The sequence below is a fragment of the Pseudomonas sp. TMP9 genome, assembly GCF_037943105.1.
In the GTDB taxonomy this organism is placed as follows: domain Bacteria; phylum Pseudomonadota; class Gammaproteobacteria; order Pseudomonadales; family Pseudomonadaceae; genus Aquipseudomonas.
In genome coordinates, this window is sequence record NZ_CP149803.1 from 1,292,669 (window position 1) to 1,317,166 (window position 24,498).

A 24,498-nucleotide genomic window follows, 5' to 3' on the forward strand; every position below is an offset into this window, starting at 1 on the left:
CCCGTGCGCCAGCGACCGAATCAGGCCAAGGGTTTTACCCTGATTGAGCTGCTGGTGGTGCTGGTGATTCTTGGCAGCTTGATCGGCATTGCCGTGCTCAGCGTCGGCATCGCCGGTCCCAGTCGCGAGCTGCACAACGAAGCCGAGCGGCTGGCGGGGCTGATAGGCGTGCTGGCTGAGGAAGCAGTGCTGGATAATCAAGAATATGGGCTGCTGCTCAGTCGCGAGGCCTATCAAGTGCTGCGTTATGACTCGCTAAAGCAGAGCTGGCAGGCGCTGAGTAGCAAGCCGCATCAATTGCCTGGATGGGCGCAGTTGAGCGTTGATCTGGAAGGTACTGCGTTGCAGCTGCCGCAGCTCGAGGGTGGAACGCCCAGCCAGAGCACATTGACGCCGCAGTTACTGCTGCTGTCCAGCGGCGAGATCAGCCCGTTCCGTTTACGTCTGGCTGAGCGCCGCACCGATGGCGTGCGCCTGCAAATAGTCAGTGATGGTTTTCAGTTACCCCGCGTTGAGATTGAACAGCCTGCCGGAAGTAGCCGATGAAGCGCAGTGGCGGTTTTACCTTGCTTGAGGTGCTGGTTGCCTTGGCTATTTTCGCCTTGGTTGCCGCCAGTGTGCTGACCGCCACCGCGCGCAGTGTGCAAACTGCTGCACGCCTCGAGGAAAAAACCTTGGCGATGTGGATTGCCGATAATCGCTTAACAGAACTGCAACTGGCGCCTAACCCAGTGGCCGAGGGCATGGATACAGGCGCTGTGCAATTTGCTGGCAGGCAGTGGCAGTGGCAAAGCGAGGTGCTGGCCACCCGCGAGGCGGATATGCGCCGCGTGACCCTGTGGGTCGCACCGTTGGCGCTTGGGCCTGTGGCTGGGGATGTGCGCGAGCGTGCGGTGGTGAGCCTGAATGGTTTTCTCGGGGTGATGCCATGAGGGTGACGCGCGGCTTTACCTTGCTCGAATTGCTGATTGCTATCGCCATTTTTGCCCTGTTGGGGCTGGGCACCTACCGCATGCTCGACAGCGTGCTGCAAACCGATAAAGTTACCCGCGCCCATGAGCTGCAATTGCGCGAGTTGGTTCGCGCGCTGGCGGCATTCGAGCGTGACGTGCTGCAGGCTCAGGCCAGGCCTGCACGCGACCCCTTTGGTGACCCGCGCGCCGCCCTGCTCGGTGAGGACCAGGATAACCCCGCGTTAGAACTGACGCGCAGTGGTTGGCGCAATCCCCTCAATCAGCCGCGCTCCAGCTTGCAGCGGGTGCGCTGGCAGCTCAGTGGTGAGCAGTGGCAGCGCCAATACTGGACCGTTTTGGATCAGGCGCAGGACAGTCAGCCGCAAATTCAACAAGCGCTGGATGGGGTAATGCGCCTGCAATTGCGTTATTTGGATCAGCAGGGTGCTTGGCAATCCAGTTGGCCGCCGCTGGGCAATAACCCGGATGTTTCACTCAAGCTGTTGCCGCAGGCCATTGAACTGGTGCTGGAGCATCGCCGCTATGGTGAACTGCGCCGCTTGCTGCGTTTACCTGAAGGCTTACCAGCGCGCTTGGCGCTGGAGCCGGGACAAAATCCTGATGAATCGGCCGAGCTTTCCGATGAAGCGGCCGTGGAGCCGCCGTCATGAACCGTCAGCGCGGCATGGCGCTGATCACCGTCTTGCTGGTGGTGGCGGTGGTCACGGTGGTCAGCGCCGGGATCATCGCCCGGCAACAGCTGTCGATCCGCAGCAGCGCCAATCAACTGCATGTGCGCCAAGCCTGGCATTACGCACTGGGTGGCGAGACGTTAGCCAAGGCCATTCTGCAACGTGATCTACGCCAGGGTGACCCGCGCGCGCCAATCGATCATTTGGGCGAAGTGTGGGCGGCGACCCGCGCGCCCTTTGCTTTGGATGAGGGCGGCGCTTTGCGCGTGCAGATCAGCGACCCGAGCGGGCGCTTCAACCTCAACAGCCTGTTGCGTCAGGGCCAGCCCAATGAAGCTGCGTTGGCGCAGCTACGCCGCCTGCTGCTGGGTCTGCAGATCAACGCGCCCTATGCCGAACGCTTGCAGGACTGGTTGGATGCTGATGATCAACCCAGCGGCGGTTATGGCGCCGAAGACAATCAGTACCTGCTCGCGAAACCGGCTTATCGCGCGGCCAACCGCGAATTAACAGATATTTCCGAACTGCGCCTGTTGCTGGAGATGACTGCGGCGGATTACCAGCGCTTGTCGCCGTATGTCAGCGCCTTGCCAGCGGATGCCACGCTTAACGTCAATACCGCCAGTGCGCGGGTGTTGGCCAGTTTGGCAGACGGGCTGTCGCTAAGCATGGCGCAAGGGCTGGTTGCAGCGCGTGGTGCTGAGAGTTACCGCGACGTGGCGAGTTTTTTAGCTCAGCTCAGTGGGCCTCAGGTGCAGAGCCAGGGTTTGGCGGTGGGCAGTCAGTATTTTCAGGTGCTAAGCGACGTGACTGTGGGTGAGCGCCGTCAGGTTTTGCGCAGCACCTTGCAACGCGCCAGTGATGGTCAGGTGTATGTGTTAGCGCGTGATTTAGGGCAGAGCGGGATGCTGCTGGTGCCCGTTGAGGAAGTCGAACCATGAGTCAAACCTTTGTATTTTTGCCGCCCGCTGCCTGTGCGGGTGCGCAGGCAGCGCTAACTGTGCAGCGGGTTGCCGATGGCATAAGCGAATCTCTTACATTCAGCCAAGTGCTGGTGCAGCTTGCCGGTAATTGGACCTTGGTTATGCCCGTCGAAGCGGTGACCGCCTGTGCAGTCAACTTGCCGACCCGTAAAGCGCGCTGGTTGCGTCAGGCGTTGCCGTTTGCGGTGGAAGAGTTATTCGCCGAGGATGTTGAGTTAATGCATCTGGCTTTAGGTGAGCAGCTGGCTGATGGTCGTCACCGGGTGTTTGCCGTGCGCCGCAGCTGGTTAGCGGCCTGGCTGGCGTTATGCCCCACGGCGCCTCAGGCGATAGCTGTGGATGCGGACCTATTGCCTGGGCCTGGGACTGCACTTTTGCCGCTCTATGGCCGCTGGTTAATAGGCGGCGAGAATGTCACGCGCATGGCCGTCCACGCGCAGGATTGGCCGCAACTGAGTTCTTTGTGCGCGCACCCGCAGATCGCGTGGTGTGTTCCGCAGCATTTGGTGCCGCAGCCGGTGGATGAGTGCTTGCCTGTAACCGAGCCTTTCGTGTGGCTGGCGCAGCAGTCGCTGCACAATAACCTCGCACAGGGCGAGTTCGCCGGGCACAGCAGTAAAGGTCATTGGCAACGCTGGCAGCCTTTACTCGGGCTGGTTGGTCTGTGGCTGGTGCTGCAGTGGGGCTTCAATCTGGCTCAAGGTTGGCATTTGCAACACCAAGCTAATGAGTACGCCGCCGCCAGCGCCGCGCTGTACCAAAAGCTGTTCCCACAGGACAGCAAGCTGGTCAATCTGCGTGCACAATTTGATCAGCACCTGCAGACCAGCAGTGGCAGCGGGCAAAGCCGTTTGCTTGGCTTGCTGGCTCAGGTCAGCGGGGCAGTAGCAGCCGAGGGTGGATACGTGCAGATCAGCCAAGTGGATTTCAGCGAGGCGCGTGGTGATCTGGCCCTGCAGGTGCAGGCCGCCGGGTTTGCCGAGTTGGAGCGTCTGCGTGAGCGCTTGCAGGAAAGCGGTTTGGCTGTGCAGCTGGGTTCGGCCAGCCGAGAAGGTGCACGCGTCAGCGCGCGCGTGGTGATCGGGGGATGAATATGCTTTCGCAAAATAAAGGGTTTACCGCGCAGCTGGAGAGTTCGTTGCTGGCGCAGCGTTGGCGAGCCTTGGCGCCACGTGAGCGGCTATCGTTGGCCAGCTTGGCTGGGTTTTTAGTGTTGGTGCTGCTGTATGTGATGCTTTGGCAGCCAACGCAACAGCGCTTGTTGGCGGCGCGTGCTTCGTTCGAGGCGCAACGTGAACTGAATGCCTACCTGCACAGCCAAGCCCCCGCCGCGCGCACTCTTGCCAGCGCGCCGCAGGCCAGTGTTGATCCGGCCCGGCTGCAAGGGCTGGTAACGGCTACCGCCGCGGCGCAGGGCTTGAGTATCGAACGGCTGGATAATGCCGGTGACGGTGCCTTGCAGCTCAACCTGCAACCGGCGCCCTTTGCTCAGCTGCTGCGCTGGTTCACCATGCTGCAAGCGCAGGGCGTGCAAATCGCTGAAGCAGGGCTGGATCGCGCGGCAGATAACCAGGTGGCCGCACGGTTGAGCCTGAAGGTGGCGCAGTAGCGAGTCGGGCGGGTGGCGTATCTGCGCCTCAGGGTGCTGGCGATTTATCTGCTTTTTTAGAAAAACTTGAAGCAGGGTATTGACTTAGATGCGGCCCTTGCGTAGATTTCGCGCCTCGCAAGCAGCGGGTGATTAGCTCAGCTGGGAGAGCAGCTGCCTTACAAGCAGCGGGTCGGCGGTTCGATCCCGTCATCACCCACCACTCTTGTGAATCGGACGAAAGTCCACCGACGCGCAGCGGTAGTTCAGTCGGTTAGAATACCGGCCTGTCACGCCGGGGGTCGCGGGTTCGAGTCCCGTCCGCTGCGCCATATTTCCATGTTGAGTTCACTCGACATGAGGCAGAAAAGCTAAGGCTTATCTGTCAGATGAAGCAAGAGCTACATGGACGCAAGTCCACCGACACGCAGCGGTAGTTCAGTCGGTTAGAATACCGGCCTGTCACGCCGGGGGTCGCGGGTTCGAGTCCCGTCCGCTGCGCCAAATACGAAACCCTCAGGTAGTGATACCTGAGGGTTTTTTATTGCACGCGACAAACTGTCATCTTGCCTTCACACACATGCTCTAGCTTGATTAGCAAGCGCGCTGCTTCGATCACTGCGCGCCGCTCAACTGACTTGAGTAAGGAGAAGGCAATGGATGATTATCAAGAAGAGCTGCTCGATGCGCGTTCTGTTGAGCTTGATGTGCCTGAGCTGGAAGAAGACGCCACCGAGCTTTAATTCACCCGCTTTTGCGCCCGTCGATATTCGCCGGGGGTTTGCTGATTCCAGCGTCTAAACGCGCGTTGAAAGGCTTCCGCTGAAGCAAAGCCCAGCAGGTACGCGATTTCGCCGAAGGCCAGTTCGGTGTCGCGGATATAGGCCATGGCCAGATCGCGGCGAGTGTCGTTGAGGATGCTACGAAACTGCGTGCCTTCCTCGGCTAACTTGCGCCGTAGGGTCCAGGTTGGCAGTTGCAAGCGCGCCGCGACTTCTGCCAAATCCGGCTCGCGGCCATGCAGCAGTGGCCCAAGCAGTTGGGTGATGCGCTCGCGCAAGCTGCGTGTGTGGGTTAGCTGCTGCAGTTCCTGTTCGCATATTTCCAGTAAATGCCGCCAAGTGCCGGGGCAGTGTTGCGGGTTGCGCAGGTTCAGGCTCGGTTGGTTCAAACGCAGCTGATTATGTTCACTGGCAAACTCCACCGGGCAGGCAAACAGCGCTGCGTATTGCCCTGCATAGTCAGGCGCTGAGAATTCGATCTGTACTTTCTCAACCGGCATTGCCTGCTGCGCCAGTGCGCTCAGTTGTTGCGCCCAACTGGCCAGCACTGAATCAACCACAAAACGGTTGTAAGCGTTGTAGGGGCTGATTGAGTAAAACCGCAGCCAAGCGCCCTGATGATCTTCATGCAGGCTCGACTGGCCTCGATAATTGCCGGCATACAACGGCTCGAAGCGGATCAGCGCGCGCGCCGCTTCCCGCACAGTTGGCGCTTGTGCGGCCGTTACGCCGACCAGGCCGACCTGGCTCAAACGGCTGACTTGCCCCATCAATAACCCAAGGCCTGGCTCGTCACATTGCTGAATGGCGGTGTGGCCTAGGCGCATATAGCGCGGGATGGACAAGCGTGCACGCGGCTCGGCAAGCCTCGCGGCGTCTAAGCCGAAGCGTTCCAGCAAGGGCAGCGGATCTTTGCCGCAGCTGCGCATGGCATCAGCCAGGCTTGCGACAAAACCAACCGACAGGTCGCCGAGTTTGACTCGCATGTTTTGCATTGTTCGTTCAGCGTCCGGTGCGTGCCTGCTTAAGGCGGTATGAGGGTGCTCAACACGCTGCAGGGTAGGTAAGCCTCGGGACGTTGCCAAGCGTTACTGTTGTTTATGGTCAGTAAGTTGTCACTTTAAGTCATTGAGAGGTTCGATCCGGCTGATTATCGTCTAAGCCATATCGACTGCCGCCCTTTAAGAGGTGGCAGCGCTTCCGTGAAATACAAACACCCGATGTGGAGAGTTCTATGACTGCTCATTACCCGCACCTGTTGGCCCCGCTCGATCTGGGCTTCACCACCCTGAAGAACCGCACCCTGATGGGCTCGATGCACACGGGGTTGGAAGAAAAGGCCAATGGCTTTGAGCGCATGGCCGCTTATTTCGCTGAACGCGCCCGTGGCGGCGTCGGCTTGATGGTCACGGGCGGCATTGGCCCGAATGATGAGGGCGGTGTGTATTCCGGTGCAGCCAAGCTGACCACCCCTGAAGAAGCGGAAAAACACAAAATTGTCACCCGTGCCGTGCACGAGGCAGACGGCAAAATCTGCATGCAGATTCTCCACGCTGGCCGTTATGCCTACAGCCCTAAATCGGTCGCACCAAGTGCGATTCAGGCACCGATCAACCCGTTCAAGCCACGCGAGCTGGACGAGGAAGGCATCGAGAAGCAGATTCTTGACTTTATCAACTGCTCCGTACTGGCCCAGCAGGCCGAATACGACGGCGTTGAGATCATGGGTTCGGAAGGGTATTTCATTAACCAGTTCCTCGCTGCCCACACTAACCACCGCACCGATCGCTGGGGCGGCAGCTACGAAAACCGCATGCGCCTACCGGTTGAAATCGTCCGCCGTGTGCGTGAAGCCGTCGGCCCGAACTTCATCATCATTTATCGCCTGTCGATGCTTGATCTGGTCGAAGGTGGCAGCACCTGGGATGAAATTGTTCTTCTGGCCAAAGCCATCGAGAAAGCCGGCGCCACGCTGATCAATACCGGTATCGGCTGGCACGAAGCGCGTATCCCGACCATTGCCACCAAGGTGCCGCGTGCCGCGTTTACCAAGGTCACGGCCAAACTGCGTGGCGAAGTCAGCATTCCGCTGATCACCACCAACCGTATCAACACCCCGGAAATCGCTGAGCAGGTATTGGCCGAAGGCGACGCTGACATGGTCTCAATGGCGCGGCCATTTCTGGCTGACCCGGAGTTCGTTAATAAGGCTGCCGAAGGCCGCAGTGATGAGATCAACACATGCATCGGTTGCAACCAGGCCTGCCTGGACCACACCTTCGGCGGCAAGTTAACTAGCTGCCTGGTTAACCCGCGCGCCTGTCACGAGACGGAACTCAATTACATCCCGACCACCGCCGTGAAGAAAATTGCAGTGGTCGGTGCGGGTCCTGCTGGTTTGTCCGCTGCTACTGTGGCGGCTGAGCGCGGCCACAGCGTGACTCTTTTTGATTCGGCGAGTGAAATTGGCGGGCAGTTCAACGTGGCCAAGCGTGTGCCAGGCAAAGAAGAGTTCTTTGAAACGCTGCGTTACTTTAAGCGCAAGATTGAAACCACCGGCGTTGATCTTCGTTTAAACACCCGTGTTTCAGCTGAAGATCTGGGCAAAGGTGGTTTTGATGAAATTATTCTGGCCACAGGCATCGTGCCGCGTACACCGCCTATCCCAGGTATCGAGCATGCCAAGGTTATTAGTTATCTAGATGCCATTTTGCTGCGTAAGCCGGTCGGCCAGAAGGTCGCGGTGATTGGTGCAGGTGGCATTGGTTTTGACGTTTCCGAGTTCATCACTCATCAGGGCGAGGCGACCAGCCTCAATCGTGAGGCGTTCTGGAAGGAGTGGGGCATCGATGGCTCGCTGGAAGCGCGCGGTGGTGTGGCGGGTATTCAAGCGCAGCCGCACCCCTCGCCGCGTGAAGTGTTCCTGCTGCAGCGCAAGAAAACCAAGGTCGGTGATGGCTTGGGTAAAACCACGGGCTGGATTCACCGCACCGGCCTGAAGAACAAGAACGTGCAAATGCTCAATTCGGTCGAATACCTGAAAATCGACGATGCAGGCCTGCATATCAGCATCGCCGGTGGCGAGCAGCAGCTGCTAGCGGTTGATACGGTCATCGTCTGCGCCGGCCAAGACCCGTTGCGCGAGCTGCAGGAAGGCCTTGAGCTTGCCGGACAGAATGTGCACCTGATCGGCGGTGCGGATGTGGCGGGTGAGTTGGACGCTAAACGGGCGATCAACCAAGGTTCACGCCTCGCCGCTGAACTCTGAGTACGCAACGCCCCGCCCAGTGCGGGGCGTTTTGTATGTGGCCCAGAATAACAAGGAGAACGCCGTGACCAGTGCTGCCCATCTTCAATCAGCCGCCGCTGCAACGCTTGCGCAGTGGCATGAACTGATGCAAAACAACAACCTCAGCAAGCTGCCAGAGCTTTTACACCCGCAGGCAGTGTTTCGCTCGCCCATGGCCTTTAATCCCTATGCCGGTGCGCCAGTGGTCTCGCTAATTCTAAATACCGTCAGCAAGGTGTTTATCGATTTTGCCTACCACCGCGAGCTGGCCAGCGCTGATGGCCTCAGTGTGGTGCTGGAGTTCAGCGCCAAGGTCGGTGAGCGTGAGCTCAAAGGGATCGACATGATCCGCTTCGATGAGGCCGGCAAAATCATCGAGTTCGAGGTGATGATTCGCCCCATGAGCGGCTTACAAGCCTTAGGTGAAGAAATGGGTCGGCGGCTTGCGCCTTTTCTCAAGGCCGCCAAAGGCTGAAACGTTGCACCAAACCCATCACAGTTTCGCCCAGCCGAACGTTTTTATCGGTTGGCTGGCTGGGTGACTGCCAACCCAGTCACAATGCGGGGCGTAGGTTTTCCCCTAGACTTGCTCGACAAGGTTTTCGTACCTGAATTTCAAGGTACGGTTGGCCTGTCAGGATATTGGCAGTCTTGCTATATGTGCCAATTTTTGCGCAGCATAGGCAGGATATGTCATCCGCTGAGCGGGGCACCCGTTTCGGCCAAGAGGAAAACCGATGAGCATGCAGAATAAGCCGCAGATGGTTGAGGCCGTAATGTTCTTCAGTGAGCGCGGCGGCATCTGCAAGCAAATGTTTTTCCCCGAGTTTGAAGCCCTGCTCGATGGCGTCGTCAATATGCCAGAGTTTGCCGACCAGCAAATGCGCGTGGCTTATGTGCTCATCAACCCGCGCCTGCTGATCAAAGCGTTGGTGTTTTTCTACCTGGATTTCGATGAGAAGGGCGCGCCAGATTCTGGCTGGAATATTCCGTTACAGGCGCTGGCCGAGCGCGCGGGCCGTGGTCCTGATTTAGGCGCTGGACCGATCCGCCTAGCCTGCCGCAGCCAATGCCCAGTGTCTTGGCACCAGATGCACCTCTGGGACCCCAGCCTGACTCCAGGCAATAACGATCTTGCGCTGCTGCGCGACGTGGCCAAACGCAACAGCTTGGGTTTGCTGGTTGAAGACGAAAATGCTCAAGCAGTTTCCTTAGAGCGCTTGCAAATGGCCGCTGAGGACAAATGGTACGCCCCCGATCCTGGCCAAGATGAAGCCGCCAAAGCCAATGAAAAGCTAGACCAGGAACAACGCGCAAAAGCGGCGCAGCTGATTAAGCAGCAGCGTTTACGCATCAGCAGCCTGACTCAACAATACGAAGATGAACTGGCTAAATTTAAGTTGGCCAGCGAGCAGCAGGGCAGCAGTTTGCAGGCGCAGATCCACAGCCTGCAGCAAACGCTGCGCCAGCAGGAAGAACACAACGCCGCGCTTAAGGCGCAACTGGCGGCTCAGGCGGCGAACTTCCAGACCTCACGGGAGAAAATGACCGAACAATTGCGCGCCCTAGAGCGTGTTGGCCGCAGTGACAGTGACAGCCTGCGGGCGCAGTACGAAGGTGAAATGCAGGCCAAAATCGTCTCTGCGGTGGCCGAATACAAAGAGCAAATTGCCATTCGCGATGTCGAGTTAGCCTATCGCGGCGAACAAGACACCCAGGCGCTGCAAGAAATCACTCGCCTCAAGCGCGCCTATGCTGACTTAGCCAGCCAAGGCGGTGAGCAGATCCTTGAGCGGTTGGCCAAGCTTGGCGTGGTATTTGTGGTGTATCACCCAGGTGCCGGCCATCTGACCATTGCCTTGCAAGATATCGCCGCCTACCAAGACAACCCAATGGCCTACGCCGCCGGCAAATGTTTTGTCAGCGAAGAGCAATACCGTCACTGGCTGGCGCACTACCAGCAACCCAGTTGTGAGGCTCTGCTGCCGAGCGGCGAGCGCTGCGCCATCCCGATTGACCGTGTCGATTCGCCCAGTCGTTTCGCCTCAGGGCAATCTAATTGCTGCACGCGGCACAAAGCCAGCAGTCGCCTACGCACTGTCAGTTAACCTTGTCTGTTGTCCTGCCTGACTGGGCACCAAGCGCCCCTTTACAACCCTTGCAGCTGGATTGGTCAGCCGCCGCCGGGGTCGAGCTGGCGGTGTTGCGCTTGGATCTGCTTGATCCACTGATCAGTGGCAATAAATGGTTCAAGCTTTCCGAGCATTTGCGTGCAGCCGAAGCGAGCGGCGCTTTAGGCGTTATCAGCCTCGGTGGTGCCCATTCCAACCATTTGCACGCGCTAGCGGCTGCCGGTAAACGCTTCAATTTCCCGACTGTCGGACTTCTGCGTGGGCATGCGCAGCAGACTTCGACCGTGAATGACCTGCAGGCCTTTGGCATGCAGGTACATTGGCTGGGCTACGCCGGCTATCGAGCCCGGCATGCGCCGGGTTTCTGGTTACCTTGGCAGGCCGATTATCCCGGTTTCTATCCGCTACCTGAGGGCGGCGGTGGCCTGCCAGGTGCGCTGGGCTGCATGGACTTGGTAAGGCAGGTTCGCGAGCAACTGCCTGCTGTCGGCTGGACGGATTATGACGCCTGGTGGCTGGCTGCTGGCACGGGCACCACGTTAGCCGGCTTGCTTTTGGCTGAAGCGGCGGCGCACCCGGTGTATGCCGCATTAGCCGTGCCGGTTGACCATGGCGTCGAGCAAAACGTGCAGGCGATTGTGCACGCTGCCGAGCTGCCCGTAGGGCGTTATCAGTTGCAGGCGGCCAGCCGCGGTGGCTTTGCCAAGGTGGATGCTGATTTGCTCAATTTTATGCAGGCAGCTGAGGCGCAAAGTGGCGTCCTGCTGGAGCCGTTGTATACCGCCAAAGCGTTAATGGCGTTGCGCCAGCAGGTCGAGGCCGGTTACTTTGCTCGCGGCAGCCGCGTGGTATTTGTCCATACGGGCGGGCTGCAAGGCCGTGCTGCGGCATTGTCGCAGCCTGCACAGGCCGAACATGGCTAGACTGAACTTCACCAGCGGAGCCTGGATATTCCATGAGCGAACCCCTTAACCCCGAGCAGTTGCGCAGCCTGACGCCACTTAATGTGTTGTCGGAGCAGCAGTGGCGTGAGTTGCGTGGGCAATTAGTCCCGCAGCCGTTACTGGCAGGGCAATTATTGTTTCGTCTGGGGGATCAGGCGCGCCTGACCTACTACCTGCTGGCCGGCACATTACGCCTGCAATCGGTTGATGGTCAGGAGCAGCGTTTGCAAGCGGGCAGTGAGGCCAGCTGCCATCCGTTGTCGCCGAGTCTGCCGCGTTTGCATGAGGCTCGCGCCCTGACCGATGCAAGCGTGCTGGCACTGGATACCGCCACCCTCAACCGGTTGCTGACTTGGCGCTTGGCTTATCAGGACCTGTTGCTGGAGCTGGGGCAAAACCATGCCGAAGTCGAATGGCTGGAACGCCTGTTGGAAAACCCGCTTTTTGCCAAGGTGCCGCCGTCCAACGTACGCGCCATGCTCGAGCGTTTACAGCGTATCGAGTTAGTGGCGGGCAGTACGGTGTTGCAGGAAGGTGATATCGGCGACAGTTGCTACTTCCTTAAGCATGGTCGCGCCGAGGTGATTCGCGGCGCGGGCAGTGCTCAGCAGGTGTTGGCTGAGCTGGAGATTGGCGCCTGTTTTGGTGAAGAAGCCCTGCTGGCTGATAGCCCACGCAATGCCACCGTGACCATGTTGGAAGACGGAGCGGTAATGCGACTGGACCGCCAGGACTTCTTCGCCCTACTCAAAGCGCCGGTGGTCAACGAGGTGTCGTTGGGTGAAGCGTCGCGGCTACTGGCGGCGGGGGCGCAATGGCTAGATGTGTGCCTGCAGGAAGAGTACGAGCGAGCCCATGCGTTGCAGTCCCTGAACATGCCGCTGCAATTGCTGCGCTTAAAAGCCCGCTTACTGGATAAAACGCGCACCTACCTGTGTTACTGCGACAGTGGTAAGCGCAGTGCCAGTGCGGTGTTTCTGCTTTCGCAGTTGGGTTACAGCGCTTACGCACTTCGCGATGGCGTCGATGCGTTACCGGCCGTGCAGCGCGATGGGCTGATGTGTGAGAGTGGCTCGGGTTATCTGGCGCGTTCGGGCGGGCGCACCGAGCGCAGCCTGTGAACGTTTCGTGTTAATCGGTCGGCTGTGCCGGCCAGCGATCATTAACCAAAAATACCCGCTCAGCTTCCAGCCAACTGTGCTGCGGGCCTTCAACCATGCGCACGAGTAACTGTGCGTTAGCCTCGTTTGGCAATGCGGCGAGCCATTGGCTGAATTGCTCGCGCGTCCATAGATGCTCCTCTTCAATCCGCGCCGGTGCTAACCACGCTGACTTTGGCAGCGGCTGCCAGCGACCTTGATCTCGCCTTACAAACGAGGTCCAGTCTGCACGGTGTAACCAATACCCACGCAAATGTACCGGGTTACCCCCACGCGGCGCGGCAAAGGCTTGCTGCCAGGGATAAAACAGATAGCCCGCCAGCCAAAGCGCTGCCTGTGGTGGCTGAATATTTAATTCGCTCAGTCTGTGTTGAGCCTGTGCACTTGCAGACAGTGGAAGCTGGTGCTGACCCAAATGCGCCAGTTTGATATCCAGCCGATCATGGCTGCCCGGGCCGAGCCAGTGTGCTGGATCAACACCGCTGCACTGCGTCCGACCCAAGTACAACTTTATGGCCAGTTCTAGGTGGTGCGTGCCTTCGTCATCACACAGCAACAGGTCCAGTTCGCCCAAAGTATGGCCTTGTTGGCGAATAGGCACGTTGGCGGCCACCACCTCGATATCGGGAGCGGCATGCAAAGCAAATTGCCAAAGCCGTTCGTAATAAAGCCCTAGGCGACGTATCGAGCGTTGGCTCAGCCACTGTTGCAGGGCGTGACTGTCGGCATCCACTCCAATTAACCAGTCAGCCAATGCGTCGGGTTGCTGGCTCCAGCGACTGGCCTTGAGTGGGTGGCGTTGCGGCCAGGGTGATTGCGCCAGCAAGGGCGGCGAAAGCAGTACCCAGGCCAGATCACGCACGGCCGGTTGGCGCAGCTGCAAGGGCAGGTCAATGAGTGAGGGGAGGGGCGTCATGCGAAGAGCACAGCGCGTAGAGCCTATTTCGATCTGCTGCGTGTTGGTCCTGCTGCGTTAAAAGCCTTGGATGGGAGTCCAGACGGCTTGTTCGTTGGCTTCGCCAGCCGCAGGCTCTTGCTCACGCAGCGCCTTGCTTGGCTCAAGCGGGTGAAAGCGTAAACGCTTCTAGCCGGTCAGCGGTTTGCCGCTGCCATGGCCTTTCGCCCATAATCCAAATCACTGGATACAGAGCCTGGCGGGAGCACCATGGAGCAATTTCGTAATATCGGCATCATCGGTCGGATGGGCAGCACCCAGGCCCTCGACACTATTCGCCGGCTGAAGAAGTTTCTGCTCGCGCGGCACCTGCATGTGATTCTCGAAGACACCATTGCCGAAGTGCTGCCAGGTCATGGCCTGCAGACCTGTTCGCGGAAAATTCTCGGTGAAGTCTGCGACTTGGTGATTGTGGTTGGCGGCGACGGCAGCATGCTCGGCGCCGCCCGCGCGTTGGCACGGCACAAGGTGCCAGTACTGGGTATAAACCGTGGCAGCTTGGGCTTTCTCACCGACATTCGCCCTGACGAATTGGAAGTTAAAGTCGCGCAGGTGCTTGAAGGGCATTACCTGACAGAAAATCGTTTTCTGCTTGAGGCCGAAGTGCGCCGCAATGGTGACCCCATCGGCCAAGGCGATGCGCTTAACGACGTGGTGCTGCACCCTGGTAAGTCGACGCGGATGATTGAGTTCGAGTTGTATATCGACGGCCAATTTGTGCTCAGTCAGAAGGCTGACGGCTTAATCGTCGCCACGCCAACCGGCTCGACGGCTTATGCGCTGTCTGCGGGTGGGCCGATCATGCACCCCAAGTTGGATGCGATTGTTATTGTGCCGATGTACCCGCATACGTTGTCCAGTCGGCCCATTGTGGTGGATGGCAACAGCGAACTGAAAATCGTGGTGTCTAAAGATTTACAGATTTATCCGCTGATTTCCTGCGACGGGCAAAACCATTTCACCTGCGCCCCTGGGGACACCATTACCGTGGCTAAACGGCCGCAAAAGCTGCGTCTGATTCACCCTCTTGATCATAATTTCTATGAGGTCTGCCGCAACAAGCTGGGTTGGGGTAGCCGGCTCGGCGGGGGAGAATAATGCACCTTGACCCTGCGCGTGGTTACGATCTGATCGGCGATATTCATGGCTGCGCGAAAACCCTGGAACATCTGTTGACTCTTTTGGGCTATCGCCGACAAGCAGGTGTTTGGCGTCACCCTGAGCGGATGGCGATTTTCCTTGGGGATCTGGTCGACCGTGGGCCGCGTATTCGTGAGGCGCTGCATTTGGTGCGCGATATGGTCGCAGCTGGCCAGGCGCTGTGCATCATGGGCAACCACGAATTCAATGCGCTGGCCTGGAGTACCCCGGCAGCGCCCGGCAGTGGCGGGCAGTTTGTTCGTGAGCACACGCCACGACATGCCCGGTTGATCAAGGAAACGCTGCAGCAGTTCGAGGCTTATCCGAGCGAATGGCAGGCATTTCTTGATTGGTTTTATGAGTTGCCACTGTTTATCGATGCCGGGCATTTCCGCGTGGTACATGCCTGCTGGGATGACAGCTTGATCCATCCACTGCGTGCGCAGTTTGCCGATGGTTGTATTGATGAACATTTTATCCAAGCCGCTGCGGTGTATGGCAGTTTTGCCAAAACTGCGCTGGACCGTCTGTTACGCGGCACTGACATGCGCCTGCCGCACGGTATGACCCTGACCAGTGATGACGGTTTTACCCGTGCGCACTTTCGCACCAAGTTTTGGGAAGAAGACCCACAAACCTACGGCGATATCGTTTTTCAGCCCGATGCCCTGCCGGAACTTGCAGCGCAGATGCCGCTCAGTGAGTCGCAAAAAATCCAATTGCTCAAATACCCGGCCGATCAGCCTTTGCTGTTTGTCGGTCACTATTGGCGCAGCGGCGAACCCGCGCCGATTCGCAGCAACTTGGCTTGCTTGGATTACAGCGCCGTGCTCAACGGTAAGCTGGTCGCTTATCGCCTCGATCAAGAAACACGCCTAGAGCCCAATAAATTTATTTGGGTAAATGTCGACAGCTCAGAGGCGCGACCATGAGTGCAATAGCGGCCATGCGCCTGCCTGAACAGGTTGACCTAAGTGGTTTTATCGAACTGTTGCAGCGTTTGCAGGTGCCCCATCGCGTGGCGGAGGAGGCGGGTGAGCAGGTGCTCTGGGTGCCTGAAGAGTCGTTAGCTGAGCACGTGCGCGCGCTCTATGCGCGTTATCCGCACGGCGATGCGACTGTCGCGCAGTCATTGCCTCTGGCAGCCAACACCGCGCCAAGCGTTGCCCAGCAATTGCGCGCCAGCCGCATGACGGCTGCCGTGCTGCTGCTGACCTTTATCGCCGCAGCCATCACCGTGCTCGGCGATAACCTAACGACGGTCAGCGGGTTGAGCTTTGTTGATTACCGTCTGCAGGGCGATTACATCTACTTCAGTGACCTGAGCGACACCTTGGCCAGCGGTCAGTGGTGGCGGTTGCTTACACCCATGCTGATTCACTTTGGCATCTTGCATCTGGCGATGAATACCCTGTGGTTCTGGGAGCTGGGGCGCCGCATTGAAGCGCGGCAAGGGCCATGGACGCTGCTCGTGCTGACGCTGTTATTCAGCCTGGCGGCCAATTTTGCCCAATACCTGCATGCGGGTCCCTCGCTATTTGGCGGTTTGTCTGGGGTGCTTTACGGGCTGCTCGGGCATTGCTGGATCTTCCAGCGGCTGGCCCCAAATAACGCTTACAGACTGCCGCCCGGCGTGCTGGTGATGATGCTGGCTTGGCTGCTGATCTGCATGACCGGTATTTTTGAGTTACTGCAATTCGGCGCGATTGCCAATGCCGCGCACGTCGGTGGCCTGCTAGCAGGTTGTCTGACTGGGCTGGTGGGCGGTGTGCTGGCGCGTCAGCAGCGCAGTTAGTTAATCAACAGGCTGGTAAACTGCCATTTTTGCATTCGGAGGCGCTATGTCATCCTTTATCGAAGCGATTGAAAACATCACCCCAGAGATTTATCAGAGCCTCAAGCTGGCTGTGGAAATCGGCAAATGGCCGGATGGCCGCAAGCTGACGCGCGAGCAAAAAGAGCTGACCCTGCAAGCATTAATTGCTTGGGAAACGCAAAACCTGCCAGAGGAACAGCGCACCGGTTATATGGGCCCGCAGGAATGCAGCTCAAAGGCTGAGCCGATACCTAATTTGCTGTTTAAGTCCTCGGATACCCTGCACTGATGAGTGAGTTGGCGCGTGGCGCCCTAAGTAAAATGGCGGCGCAGTTAGATGCGCCGGTGCAATACAGCTTTCGCTTAGGTGACGAGCTGCTGCCGGTCAATCCGCTGATCGGTAAGACGCTGCGTTTGGAGTTTCTGGGTGCGATTCATTGCAGCCATTGCGGGCGCAAGACCAAGAGCAGCTACAGCCAAGGTTATTGCTACCCCTGCATGCAAAAACTGGCGCAATGCGACCTGTGCATCATGAGCCCTGAGCGCTGCCATTATGATGCGGGTACGTGCCGTGAGCCGAGCTGGGGTGAGCAGTTTTGCATGACTGATCATGTGGTCTATCTGGCCAATTCCAGCGGGGTGAAGGTCGGCATTACCCGCGCCACGCAAATCCCCACCCGCTGGATCGATCAAGGCGCGAGCCAAGCGCTGCCGATTTTGCGCGTCGCGACTCGCCAGCAGTCGGGCTTTGTCGAAGACCTGTTGCGCAGCCACGTGGCGGATAAAACCAACTGGCGCGCGTTGCTCAAAGGTGATGCGGCGCCGGTGGATCTGCTGGCCGTTCGCGAGCAGCTGTTTGACAGTTGCAGCGACGGACTGACTGAGCTTCAGCAGCGCTTTGGTATCCAAGCCATTCAGCCGCTGAGTGATCAACCTGTGGTGCAGATTACATTTCCGATTGAAGCCTACCCGGCCAAGATCAGCAGTTTCAATCTGGACAAAAATCCGCTGGCCGAGGGCACGTTGTTGGGCATTAAGGGCCAATACCTGATGTTCGACACCGGCGTGATTAATATCCGCAAATACACCGCTTATCAGCTGGCCATCCACGAAGTGGCCGGCTAAGTTTCCATTTGCTAATCCGGCGCCTTGCGCCGTCGATAAAGGGCCACACGCCATGCGCACCGAACAGCCGAAGATGATCTACCTCAAGGATTACCAGGCCCCGGATTATCTGATCGATGAAACGCACCTGACCTTCGAGTTGTTCGAGGATCAGACCTTGGTGCATGCGCAGTTAGTCATGCGCCGCAACCCAGCGGCTAGCAGCGGTTTATCTCCAGCCAGCCTGCCGCCGCTGATGCTGGATGGCCAAGAGCTGGAGCTGCTGTCGCTGGCGTTGGATGACCGCGAGCTGAGCACTGGCGAATATCAGCTGACGGACAGTCACCTGACGCTGCAGCCGTCCGCGGCTAACTTCGTGATCGACAGCAGCGTGCGTATTAATCCGCAGAGCAACACGGCTTTGGAGGGGTTGTACAAATCCAGCGGCATGTTCTGCACCCAATGCGAGGCTGAGGGGTTTCGCAAGATTACCTACTACCTCGATCGCCCGGATGTGATGAGCACGTTCACCACCACCCTCAGCGCGCCTCAGCATGACTACCCGATATTGCTGTCCAACGGCAACCCGATTGCCAGCGGTAGCGAAGACGACGGTCGGCATTGGGCGACTTGGGAAGACCCGTTTAAGAAGCCGGCGTATCTGTTTGCGCTGGTCGCCGGTGACCTTTGGTGTGTGGAAGACAGCTTTACCACCATGAATAACCGTGATGTGGCGCTGCGCATTTATGTCGAGCCGGAAAACATCGACAAATGCCAGCACGCCATGGATAGCCTGAAAAAATCCATGAAGTGGGATGAGGATGTCTACGGGCGTGAGTATGACCTCGACATCTTTATGATCGTCGCGGTTAACGACTTCAATATGGGCGCCATGGAAAATAAGGGCCTGAATATCTTTAATTCCAGCTGCGTGCTGGCAAAAGCCGAAACCGCTACCGATGCCGCGCACCAGCGCGTCGAAGCCGTGGTGGCCCACGAGTATTTCCATAATTGGTCGGGCAACCGCGTGACGTGCCGCGACTGGTTCCAGTTGTCGCTCAAGGAAGGCTTTACCGTATTTCGCGACGCCGAGTTCAGCGCCGACATGCACTCGCGCACGGTCAAGCGTATCGAGGATGTGGCCTACCTGCGCACCCACCAGTTCGCCGAAGACGCCGGCCCAATGGCCCATCCGGTACGACCAGATGCCTTTATGGAAATCTCCAATTTCTACACCCTCACGGTGTATGAAAAAGGCTCGGAAGTGGTGCGCATGATCCGCACCCTGGTCGGCGCAGAAGGCTTCCGCAAAGGCAGCGATCTGTACTTCGACCGCCATGACGGCCAAGCCGTAACCTGCGACGATTTTATCCGCGCGATGGAGGAGGCTAATGGCATTGACCTGACTCAATTCAAGCGTTGGTACAGTCAGGCGGGCACGCCGCGCTTGGATGTCAGCGAAAGTTACGATGCTGCTGCTAACAGCTATCGCCTGCAATTTCGCCAAAGTTGCCCGGCCACCCCTGGGCAGGCGCAGAAATTGCCGTTTGTTATCCCCGTGGAGCTGGCGCTGATGGACGGCCAAGGGCGTGAACTGCCTCTGCAGTTGGTGGGTGAGGACGCTGCGGTTGGGCTCTCGCGCGTGCTGCAGATAACTGAGGCTGAGCAGGCCTTCACCTTTGTCAATCTGACCGAACAGCCGCTGCCATCCTTGCTACGCGGTTTTTCGGCACCGATCAAACTGAGTTTCCCTTACAGCCGTGATCAACTGATGTTCCTCATGCAGTACGACAACGATGGCTTTAATCGTTGGGAGGCTGGCCAGCAACTGTCCGTGCAGATGCTGCAGGAATTGATTGGTCAGCATCAGCGCGGTGAGTCACTGGTGCTTGATCAGCGCCTAATTGAGGCTTTCCGCACCCTGTTGGCGGATGACGCATTGGACCAAGCCATGATCGCTGAGATGCTCTCGCTGCCAGGTGAGGCGTATCTGACTCAAATCAGTGAAGTGGCCGATGTCGTTGCCATCCACGCCGCGCGTGAATTTGCACGTCAGCAATTGGCAGACGCCCTATTTGATCTGCTGTGGCAGCGCTACCAGAACAATCGCAAGGATTCTCGCAACAGCGATTATGTGGCGCAGGCCGAGCATTTTGCTCGTCGCAGCCTGCAGAACATCGCATTGTCCTACCTCATGCTGAGCGAAAAGGCTGAAGTGCTAACGGCATGCTTAGAGCAGTTCGAGAATGCCGACAATATGACCGAGCGTTTGGCTGCCTTGGCTGTGCTGGTCAACTCGCCCTTCGAGGCTGAGAAAGCCGCTGCCTTGAGCAGCTTCGCTGAAAACTTCAAAGACAACCCGTTGGTGATGGATCAGTGGTTCAGCGTGCAGGCGGCCTGTTCTTTGCCCGGCGCGTTGCAGCGAGTCGAGCAACTGATGCAGCACCCTGCGTTTACCCTGAAGAACCCTAATAAGATCCGTGCCTTGATCGGCGCCTTTGCTGAGCAAAACCTGCAGGGCTTTCATCAAGCAGATGGCAGTGGCTACCGCTTCCTCGCGGATCAGGTGATTACCCTCAACGCGCTTAATCCGCAGATTGCTGCACGTCTGCTGGCGCCGCTGACCCGCTGGGCCAAATACGCCAGTGCCCGCCAGGCCCAGATGAAGGCTGAGCTGCAGCGCATTCTGGCCTCGGGCGAGTTGTCCAGCGATGTCTATGAAGTGGTCAGCAAGAGCCTGGTTGATTGATCGCTGTGGCGTAACAGTCAGTGCTAGCGCCTGCCAGTTCTTGGGTTGGCGGCGCTAACGCTAAAGGTTGATCTTATCGATCTGTGTGCAATGCATAGAGCGGCTACCTATCGATTCAGGCCTCAATAGCCGCACAAAAGTGTTACCTGTTAAAGACAGGTAACACTTTTGTGTTACCTGTCCCGCTACACGTCAACGTTACGAAATTTTTTATTGATCGCTTGGCTTGACCTTGCTTGAGTTGTTCGGGCGCTTGAGCGCTGCACTCAAGGCGCGGGTGGTAGATCGCGCCAGATGGTAGGACAAAAAAGGATAAATACGCCGTAGCAGTGGCTTATCTGGTTGCTGAATGACCAGTCACACTGCGGGCTGATAGTTCTTGGTTTTGCGGTCAGCTATTTTTATACGCTCGTTTGAATTGGCACCATGGTTGCAAGTGTCAAGTCGAACTGACCTCGAAATGGTGCATGCCAGGTGGTGAGGTGCGTGCAAGCGCGCTGAGAATTTAACGTCCCAGCCAACACTTAAGGCCGTCATCAGTACGGCTATTACGCCTCAATAGCTGAGGTACAAAAAAGATGATCTGTCCACGGAGTAATGTTTCGATGGAAATTAAGTCCCGCAAGCCCGTATTGCGTTTTGCACCTGCCAAAGCAGGCTTCGCCTTTGTCGGCCTCCTTCCGCTGATTGTGGCGATGCATGCGCAAGCGGTTGAATTCAGCTTCGCCGACAATGAAATCACCGGCTCCATCGACTCCACCGTGTCCTACGGCCAACTCTGGCGTGTGCAGGGTCAGGACAAGACTAACAACGACATCAACACCAATGACGGTAACCGTAACTTCGACACCGGCCTTGTTTCCGAAGTGTTCAAAATCACTACGGATATGGAAGCGCGCTATCAGAACTACGGCGTGTTTGTCCGTGGTACGGCCTTCTATGACACCCAGATCATGGATAAGCGCAACGACTATCTGAGCCAGAATAATCCCTCGCAGCCGAGCCAAAACACGCCGAACGATTCAAGTTTCACCTATGAGACTCGCCACAAGGCCGGCCGCGGTGCGCAAATTCTCGATGCCTATGTATATGGCAATTGGGATGTTGCTGATATGCCAGTTTCCGGGCGTTTCGGTAAGCAGGTGTTTAACTGGGGTGAAGGCTTGTTCTACCGTGGTGGTATCAATACCACCAACCCGGTAGATGCTGCCAAGTTCCGCCTGCCAGGTGCTGAGCTGAAAGAAGTGCTGGTACCGGTTGAGGCCCTAAGCTTCAACGTAGGCCTGACCGATAACCTTTCAATGGAAGCTTTCTACCAGTTCAACTGGAAAGAGTCGGCTATCGACCCGGTCGGCACTTACTTCTCGGAGACTGACTTGTTTGCTGACGGTGGTAACACTGCTTACTCAACCCAAACTGCTCTCCTACCAGTCGGTAATTTATATAAAGGCTTAAGTGCAGTTAACGTTGGTGGCTTGGTTGGTGGCCGTAGTGTAGATTCTAGCGGGAACATACAGGTTGCAAAAATCGGCTCTGATATCAACGCAAAGAATGATGGTCAGTATGGATTCAATTTTAAATATATTGCCGAAGAGCTTAATTCCACCGAATTCGGAGCTTATTTTGTTAATTATCACTCCAAAGAACCTACGATCGCTGCAGACCTAGGTAGCTATGCGGGGTTAAATCTTGCTGATATACAAGCAGGTGCGACTCCTGGAATTAAGCAGTCGGTCGCAGCTAGTCAGAATATTACTGTTGCACAGCTAGAAGGTGCTATCGCATTAGCTCCTACTGGTGCTCTTGCTACTGCCTACCGTAACGCTTTGAGCAGTGCGGTTGGTGGTGTTGCTACTATTGACGTTGCTAACCAAGTTAATGCACGTCGTGAATACGCTGAAGATATCCGTATGTACGGTTTAAGTTTCAACACAACCGTTGGTAACGCTTCGGTGTTTGGTGAGCTGGCTTACCGCCCAAATCTGCCAATAGGTGTTGCGACCACTAATGACCTATTAGGCGATTTGTTGGGGCAGGCGGCCCCGCTTGCCAGTGGCCGCGCCGTAAATATTGGAGGTCAACAAGTTAGTCTCGGGGATGTAATCCATAACGTTGAGCGTGTTGAGGCCTACAACACTACGTTAGGTACCATCTACAATTTTGGCCCAACCGCTGGTTTCGACTCACTGTTCGGTGTGTTTGAGCTTGGCTCCGAGCACCTTCGCGGTTCAGACCTGAAGTACACAACCAAGGACGGCGCTATCCGTTACTACTCCGGTCGCGGCAATAATTCTTATGTCAGTGGTGCCGACCGTAATGATCAGGTCAATAAGAATGCCTATGGTTACACCATGGTGTTATCCGGTACTTGGAATGATGTTTACGCCGGTGTGAACGTTTCTCCGTACGCCGTCTATAAGGATGACTTCGAAGGTAACTCCTACCAGACCGGTAACTTTATTGAAGGTCGCAAGGCTTATACCCTCGGTGTGAAAGCCAGCTACCTGAATAGCCTGGAAGCTGAATTGGCATACACCGAGTTCTTCGGGGGTGGTCAGAATAACGGCAGCCGCGACCGCGATAACGTTGGTGTCAACGTTAAGTATTCCTTCTAAATATAACTAGAAAATACCGAGTGCCTACGGGCGCTCGGTTGATGACTTATTTTCACGGAGAATCAAGATGCTGAAAAAGCACACGCTGATAGGTGCCGCCATTGCGCTGGTGCTGTCCGCTGGTAGCGCGTTCGCTGCAGTTTCACCTGCGGAGGCGGCTAAATTGGGTGCAAGCCTCACCCCATTTGGTGCCGAGAAAGCCGGCAACGCGGCGGGCACCATTCCTGAGTGGACCGGTGGTATTACTAGCGTTCCGGCGGGTTACACCACGCCAGGTCAGCACCATGTAGACCCTTTTGCCGGTGACAAGCCGTTGTTCACCATCACCAAGGCTAACTTGGAGCAGTACAAAAACAACCTGACTCCAGGTCAGATTGCGATGTTCAACACCTACCCGAACAGCTACCAGATGCCGGTCTACCAGACACGCCGCTCCGGTTCTGCGCCGCAGTGGGTGTATGACAACACCTTGAAGAACGCCACCACTGCCAAGCTGCTTGACGGCGGTAACGGCTTCTCCGATGCCTACGGCGGCATCCCGTTCCCAATTCCGCAAAATGGCGTTGAAGCGCTGTGGAACCACATCGCGCGCTATCGCGGTACCTACATCGTGCGTCGCGCGTCCGAAGTGGCCGTGCAGCGTAACGGCAGTTACTCCCTGGTGACCTCGCAGCAGGAAGCCATGTTCAAGTTCTACAACCCGAAAGGGACTGCAGCCGACTTGAACAACATCATGTTCTATTACCTGTCGTTCACCAAAAGCCCGGCGCGTCTGGCTGGCGGTGCGGTATTGGTACACGAAACGTTGGATCAGGTAAAAGAGCCGCGTCAGGCATGGGGCTATAACGCCGGTCAGCGTCGTGTGCGTCGCGCGCCGAACTTGGCCTATGACACCCCGATCGCCGCAGCTGACGGCCTGCGTACTGCAGACGACACCGACATGATCAACGGCTCGCCAGATCGTTATGACTGGAAACTGGTGGGTAAGAAGGAAATCTACATTCCTTACAACAGCTACAAAGTCACCAGTCCGCAGGTGAAGTACAAGGATTTGCTGCAAGTCGGTCACCTTAATCCAGCGTTTACGCGCAACGAACTGCATCGTGTTTGGGTGGTTGAAGGCACGCTCAAGTCAGGCTCGCGTCACATCTACTCCAAGCGCACCCTGTTTCTCGACGAAGACAGCTGGCAAGCTGCAGTGGTTGATCAGTACGACGGTCGCGGCGAGCTGTGGCGCGTCTCGATTGCCTACCTGAAGAACTACTACGACCTGCCGACCACGTGGTCTGCGCTGGACAGCTTCCATGATCTGCAGGCCCGTCGTTACCACGTACAGAACCTGGATAACGAAGAGCCAAGCACCATTGATTTCAGTCAAGCAGTGCCGGATGACGGCTACTTCAAACCTGCTGCGCTGCGTCGCCGCGGTACGCGTTAATCTGCGTGTGGTTTGAGTGAAAGGCCGCTACTGTTGTAGCGGCCTTTTGTTATTTGTCAGTCGAGTAGGGCATGGTAGGCGGCCGGGTTTAACAAAACATAACGTCGTGCTGATTGTCAGGCCTTTTGAAAGCTCAGTAGGATAGGCGCACTGCTAAA

General features: G+C 57.3%; 22 protein-coding genes and 3 tRNA genes. 23 read left to right on the plus strand and 2 right to left on the minus strand.

The genetic code is table 11. The features are described 5' to 3' along the window. Window positions 1-3: 3 nt before the first annotated feature. The 10 genes from gspH to WF513_RS06160 all read left to right on the plus strand — a co-directional run bounded on the left by gspH (window position 4) and on the right by WF513_RS06160 (window position 4,959). Window positions 4-546 carry a type II secretion system minor pseudopilin GspH gene (gene gspH, locus WF513_RS06115; protein ID WP_339082421.1) on the plus strand — a complete coding sequence of 181 codons (543 nt, stop codon included), beginning with the start codon at window positions 4-6 and terminating at the stop codon, window positions 544-546. Further along, window positions 543-932, plus strand: coding sequence for a type II secretion system minor pseudopilin GspI (gene gspI / locus WF513_RS06120; RefSeq protein WP_339082423.1), 390 nt, complete (start codon window positions 543-545; stop codon window positions 930-932). The genes gspH and gspI overlap by 4 nt, the downstream gene beginning before the upstream one ends. Then, the gene (gspJ, locus tag WF513_RS06125; RefSeq protein WP_339082424.1) at window positions 929-1,624 is read left to right on the plus strand and encodes a type II secretion system minor pseudopilin GspJ; all 696 of its coding nucleotides are present in this window, start codon (window positions 929-931) and stop codon (window positions 1,622-1,624) included. Before gspI ends, gspJ begins: the two co-directional genes overlap by 4 nt. After that, window positions 1,621-2,586, plus strand: coding sequence for a type II secretion system minor pseudopilin GspK (gene gspK / locus WF513_RS06130; RefSeq protein WP_339082426.1), 966 nt, complete (start codon window positions 1,621-1,623; stop codon window positions 2,584-2,586). Before gspJ ends, gspK begins: the two co-directional genes overlap by 4 nt. Next, window positions 2,583-3,719, plus strand: a complete 1,137-nt coding sequence (gene gspL, locus WF513_RS06135; protein WP_339082428.1) for a type II secretion system protein GspL — start codon at window positions 2,583-2,585, stop codon at window positions 3,717-3,719. The genes gspK and gspL overlap by 4 nt, the downstream gene beginning before the upstream one ends. Next, window positions 3,716-4,237 carry a type II secretion system protein M gene (locus WF513_RS06140; protein WP_339082430.1) on the plus strand — a complete coding sequence of 174 codons (522 nt, stop codon included), beginning with the start codon at window positions 3,716-3,718 and terminating at the stop codon, window positions 4,235-4,237. Before gspL ends, WF513_RS06140 begins: the two co-directional genes overlap by 4 nt. 126 nt (window positions 4,238-4,363) lie before the next feature. Then, window positions 4,364-4,439 (plus strand) — tRNA-Val (locus WF513_RS06145). A gap of 32 nt (window positions 4,440-4,471) precedes the next feature. Then, a tRNA-Asp gene (locus WF513_RS06150) sits at window positions 4,472-4,548 on the plus strand. A gap of 95 nt (window positions 4,549-4,643) precedes the next feature. Continuing rightward, window positions 4,644-4,720 (plus strand) — tRNA-Asp (locus WF513_RS06155). Between the two features lie 86 nt (window positions 4,721-4,806). After that, complete coding sequence (locus WF513_RS06160) at window positions 4,807-4,959, plus strand: hypothetical protein (RefSeq protein WP_339082432.1); 153 nt, start codon at window positions 4,807-4,809, stop codon at window positions 4,957-4,959. On the opposite strand, the gene WF513_RS06165 is transcribed toward WF513_RS06160, so the two are convergent. Then, window positions 4,956-5,993, minus strand: coding sequence for an AraC family transcriptional regulator (locus tag WF513_RS06165; RefSeq protein ID WP_339082433.1), 1,038 nt, complete (start codon window positions 5,991-5,993; stop codon window positions 4,956-4,958). The genes WF513_RS06160 and WF513_RS06165 overlap by 4 nt on opposite strands. 239 nt (window positions 5,994-6,232) lie before the next feature. Between WF513_RS06165 and WF513_RS06170 the strand changes: the two genes are divergently transcribed. From WF513_RS06170 to WF513_RS06190, 5 genes are all read left to right on the plus strand, one after another. After that, window positions 6,233-8,266, plus strand: a complete 2,034-nt coding sequence (locus WF513_RS06170; protein WP_339082435.1) for an NADPH-dependent 2,4-dienoyl-CoA reductase — start codon at window positions 6,233-6,235, stop codon at window positions 8,264-8,266. Window positions 8,267-8,393: 127 nt separating this feature from the next. Continuing rightward, window positions 8,394-8,762: a nuclear transport factor 2 family protein gene (locus WF513_RS06175; RefSeq protein WP_339083441.1), complete on the plus strand. Its 369-nt coding sequence runs from the start codon at window positions 8,394-8,396 to the stop codon at window positions 8,760-8,762. Between the two features lie 262 nt (window positions 8,763-9,024). Then, window positions 9,025-10,395 carry a chromosome partitioning protein ParA gene (locus WF513_RS06180; protein ID WP_339082437.1) on the plus strand — a complete coding sequence of 457 codons (1,371 nt, stop codon included), beginning with the start codon at window positions 9,025-9,027 and terminating at the stop codon, window positions 10,393-10,395. A 2-nt stretch (window positions 10,396-10,397) separates the two neighbouring features. Next, window positions 10,398-11,342, plus strand: coding sequence for a pyridoxal-phosphate dependent enzyme (locus WF513_RS06185; RefSeq protein WP_339082439.1), 945 nt, complete (start codon window positions 10,398-10,400; stop codon window positions 11,340-11,342). Window positions 11,343-11,374: 32 nt separating this feature from the next. Further along, on the plus strand, window positions 11,375-12,484 hold the full coding sequence (locus WF513_RS06190; RefSeq protein WP_339082440.1) for a cyclic nucleotide-binding domain-containing protein: 1,110 nt from the start codon (window positions 11,375-11,377) through the stop codon (window positions 12,482-12,484). A gap of 10 nt (window positions 12,485-12,494) precedes the next feature. Here the strand turns inward: WF513_RS06190 and WF513_RS06195 are convergent, their stop codons facing one another. Next, the gene (locus WF513_RS06195) at window positions 12,495-13,439 is read right to left on the minus strand and encodes a DUF1853 family protein (protein WP_339082442.1); all 945 of its coding nucleotides are present in this window, start codon (window positions 13,437-13,439) and stop codon (window positions 12,495-12,497) included. A 249-nt stretch (window positions 13,440-13,688) separates the two neighbouring features. Here WF513_RS06195 and WF513_RS06200 point away from each other — a divergent pair, with 249 nt between their 5' ends. The 8 genes from WF513_RS06200 to WF513_RS06235 all read left to right on the plus strand — a co-directional run bounded on the left by WF513_RS06200 (window position 13,689) and on the right by WF513_RS06235 (window position 24,340). Continuing rightward, window positions 13,689-14,576: an NAD(+) kinase gene (locus WF513_RS06200; protein ID WP_339082444.1), complete on the plus strand. Its 888-nt coding sequence runs from the start codon at window positions 13,689-13,691 to the stop codon at window positions 14,574-14,576. Beyond that, window positions 14,576-15,550, plus strand: a complete 975-nt coding sequence (locus WF513_RS06205) for a metallophosphoesterase (protein ID WP_339082446.1) — start codon at window positions 14,576-14,578, stop codon at window positions 15,548-15,550. Before WF513_RS06200 ends, WF513_RS06205 begins: the two co-directional genes overlap by 1 nt. Then, complete coding sequence (locus WF513_RS06210) at window positions 15,547-16,413, plus strand: rhomboid family intramembrane serine protease (protein WP_339082448.1); 867 nt, start codon at window positions 15,547-15,549, stop codon at window positions 16,411-16,413. The genes WF513_RS06205 and WF513_RS06210 overlap by 4 nt, the downstream gene beginning before the upstream one ends. Before the next feature lie 46 nt (window positions 16,414-16,459). Next, a complete protein-coding gene (locus WF513_RS06215) occupies window positions 16,460-16,723 on the plus strand; it encodes a DUF1315 family protein (protein ID WP_339082450.1) in 264 nt (87 codons plus the stop codon). Further along, on the plus strand, window positions 16,723-17,559 hold the full coding sequence (locus WF513_RS06220) for a DUF2797 domain-containing protein (RefSeq protein WP_339082452.1): 837 nt from the start codon (window positions 16,723-16,725) through the stop codon (window positions 17,557-17,559). Before WF513_RS06215 ends, WF513_RS06220 begins: the two co-directional genes overlap by 1 nt. Window positions 17,560-17,611: 52 nt before the next feature. Next, a complete protein-coding gene (gene pepN, locus WF513_RS06225; RefSeq protein WP_339082454.1) occupies window positions 17,612-20,287 on the plus strand; it encodes an aminopeptidase N in 2,676 nt (891 codons plus the stop codon). 605 nt (window positions 20,288-20,892) lie between these two features. Further along, entirely contained in the window at window positions 20,893-22,902 is a 2,010-nt protein-coding gene (locus WF513_RS06230; RefSeq protein ID WP_339082456.1) for a DUF1302 domain-containing protein, read from the plus strand. 67 nt (window positions 22,903-22,969) lie between these two features. Further along, on the plus strand, window positions 22,970-24,340 hold the full coding sequence (locus WF513_RS06235) for a DUF1329 domain-containing protein (protein WP_339082457.1): 1,371 nt from the start codon (window positions 22,970-22,972) through the stop codon (window positions 24,338-24,340). The last annotated feature ends 158 nt before the right edge of the window (window positions 24,341-24,498 follow it).

What these genes read in the sequence shown, in the direction of transcription:
- gspI (WP_339082423.1), top strand. Translation starts at nt 543, where the DNA reads ATGAAGCGCAGTGGCGGTTTTACCTTGCTTGAGGTGCTGGTTGCCTTG.
- gspJ (WP_339082424.1), top strand. Translation starts at nt 929, where the DNA reads ATGAGGGTGACGCGCGGCTTTACCTTGCTCGAATTGCTGATTGCTATC.
- gspK (WP_339082426.1), top strand. Translation starts at nt 1,621, where the DNA reads ATGAACCGTCAGCGCGGCATGGCGCTGATCACCGTCTTGCTGGTGGTG.
- gspL (WP_339082428.1), top strand. Translation starts at nt 2,583, where the DNA reads ATGAGTCAAACCTTTGTATTTTTGCCGCCCGCTGCCTGTGCGGGTGCG.
- WF513_RS06140 (WP_339082430.1), top strand. Translation starts at nt 3,716, where the DNA reads ATGAATATGCTTTCGCAAAATAAAGGGTTTACCGCGCAGCTGGAGAGT.
- WF513_RS06165 (WP_339082433.1), bottom strand. Translation starts at nt 5,993, where the DNA reads ATGCAAAACATGCGAGTCAAACTCGGCGACCTGTCGGTTGGTTTTGTC.
- WF513_RS06170 (WP_339082435.1), top strand. Translation starts at nt 6,233, where the DNA reads ATGACTGCTCATTACCCGCACCTGTTGGCCCCGCTCGATCTGGGCTTC.
- WF513_RS06175 (WP_339083441.1), top strand. Translation starts at nt 8,394, where the DNA reads ATGCAAAACAACAACCTCAGCAAGCTGCCAGAGCTTTTACACCCGCAG.
- WF513_RS06180 (WP_339082437.1), top strand. Translation starts at nt 9,025, where the DNA reads ATGAGCATGCAGAATAAGCCGCAGATGGTTGAGGCCGTAATGTTCTTC.
- WF513_RS06190 (WP_339082440.1), top strand. Translation starts at nt 11,375, where the DNA reads ATGAGCGAACCCCTTAACCCCGAGCAGTTGCGCAGCCTGACGCCACTT.
- WF513_RS06195 (WP_339082442.1), bottom strand. Translation starts at nt 13,439, where the DNA reads ATGACGCCCCTCCCCTCACTCATTGACCTGCCCTTGCAGCTGCGCCAA.
- WF513_RS06200 (WP_339082444.1), top strand. Translation starts at nt 13,689, where the DNA reads ATGGAGCAATTTCGTAATATCGGCATCATCGGTCGGATGGGCAGCACC.
- WF513_RS06205 (WP_339082446.1), top strand. Translation starts at nt 14,576, where the DNA reads ATGCACCTTGACCCTGCGCGTGGTTACGATCTGATCGGCGATATTCAT.
- WF513_RS06210 (WP_339082448.1), top strand. Translation starts at nt 15,547, where the DNA reads ATGAGTGCAATAGCGGCCATGCGCCTGCCTGAACAGGTTGACCTAAGT.
- WF513_RS06215 (WP_339082450.1), top strand. Translation starts at nt 16,460, where the DNA reads ATGTCATCCTTTATCGAAGCGATTGAAAACATCACCCCAGAGATTTAT.
- WF513_RS06220 (WP_339082452.1), top strand. Translation starts at nt 16,723, where the DNA reads ATGAGTGAGTTGGCGCGTGGCGCCCTAAGTAAAATGGCGGCGCAGTTA.
- pepN (WP_339082454.1), top strand. Translation starts at nt 17,612, where the DNA reads ATGCGCACCGAACAGCCGAAGATGATCTACCTCAAGGATTACCAGGCC.
- WF513_RS06230 (WP_339082456.1), top strand. Translation starts at nt 20,893, where the DNA reads ATGGAAATTAAGTCCCGCAAGCCCGTATTGCGTTTTGCACCTGCCAAA.
- WF513_RS06235 (WP_339082457.1), top strand. Translation starts at nt 22,970, where the DNA reads ATGCTGAAAAAGCACACGCTGATAGGTGCCGCCATTGCGCTGGTGCTG.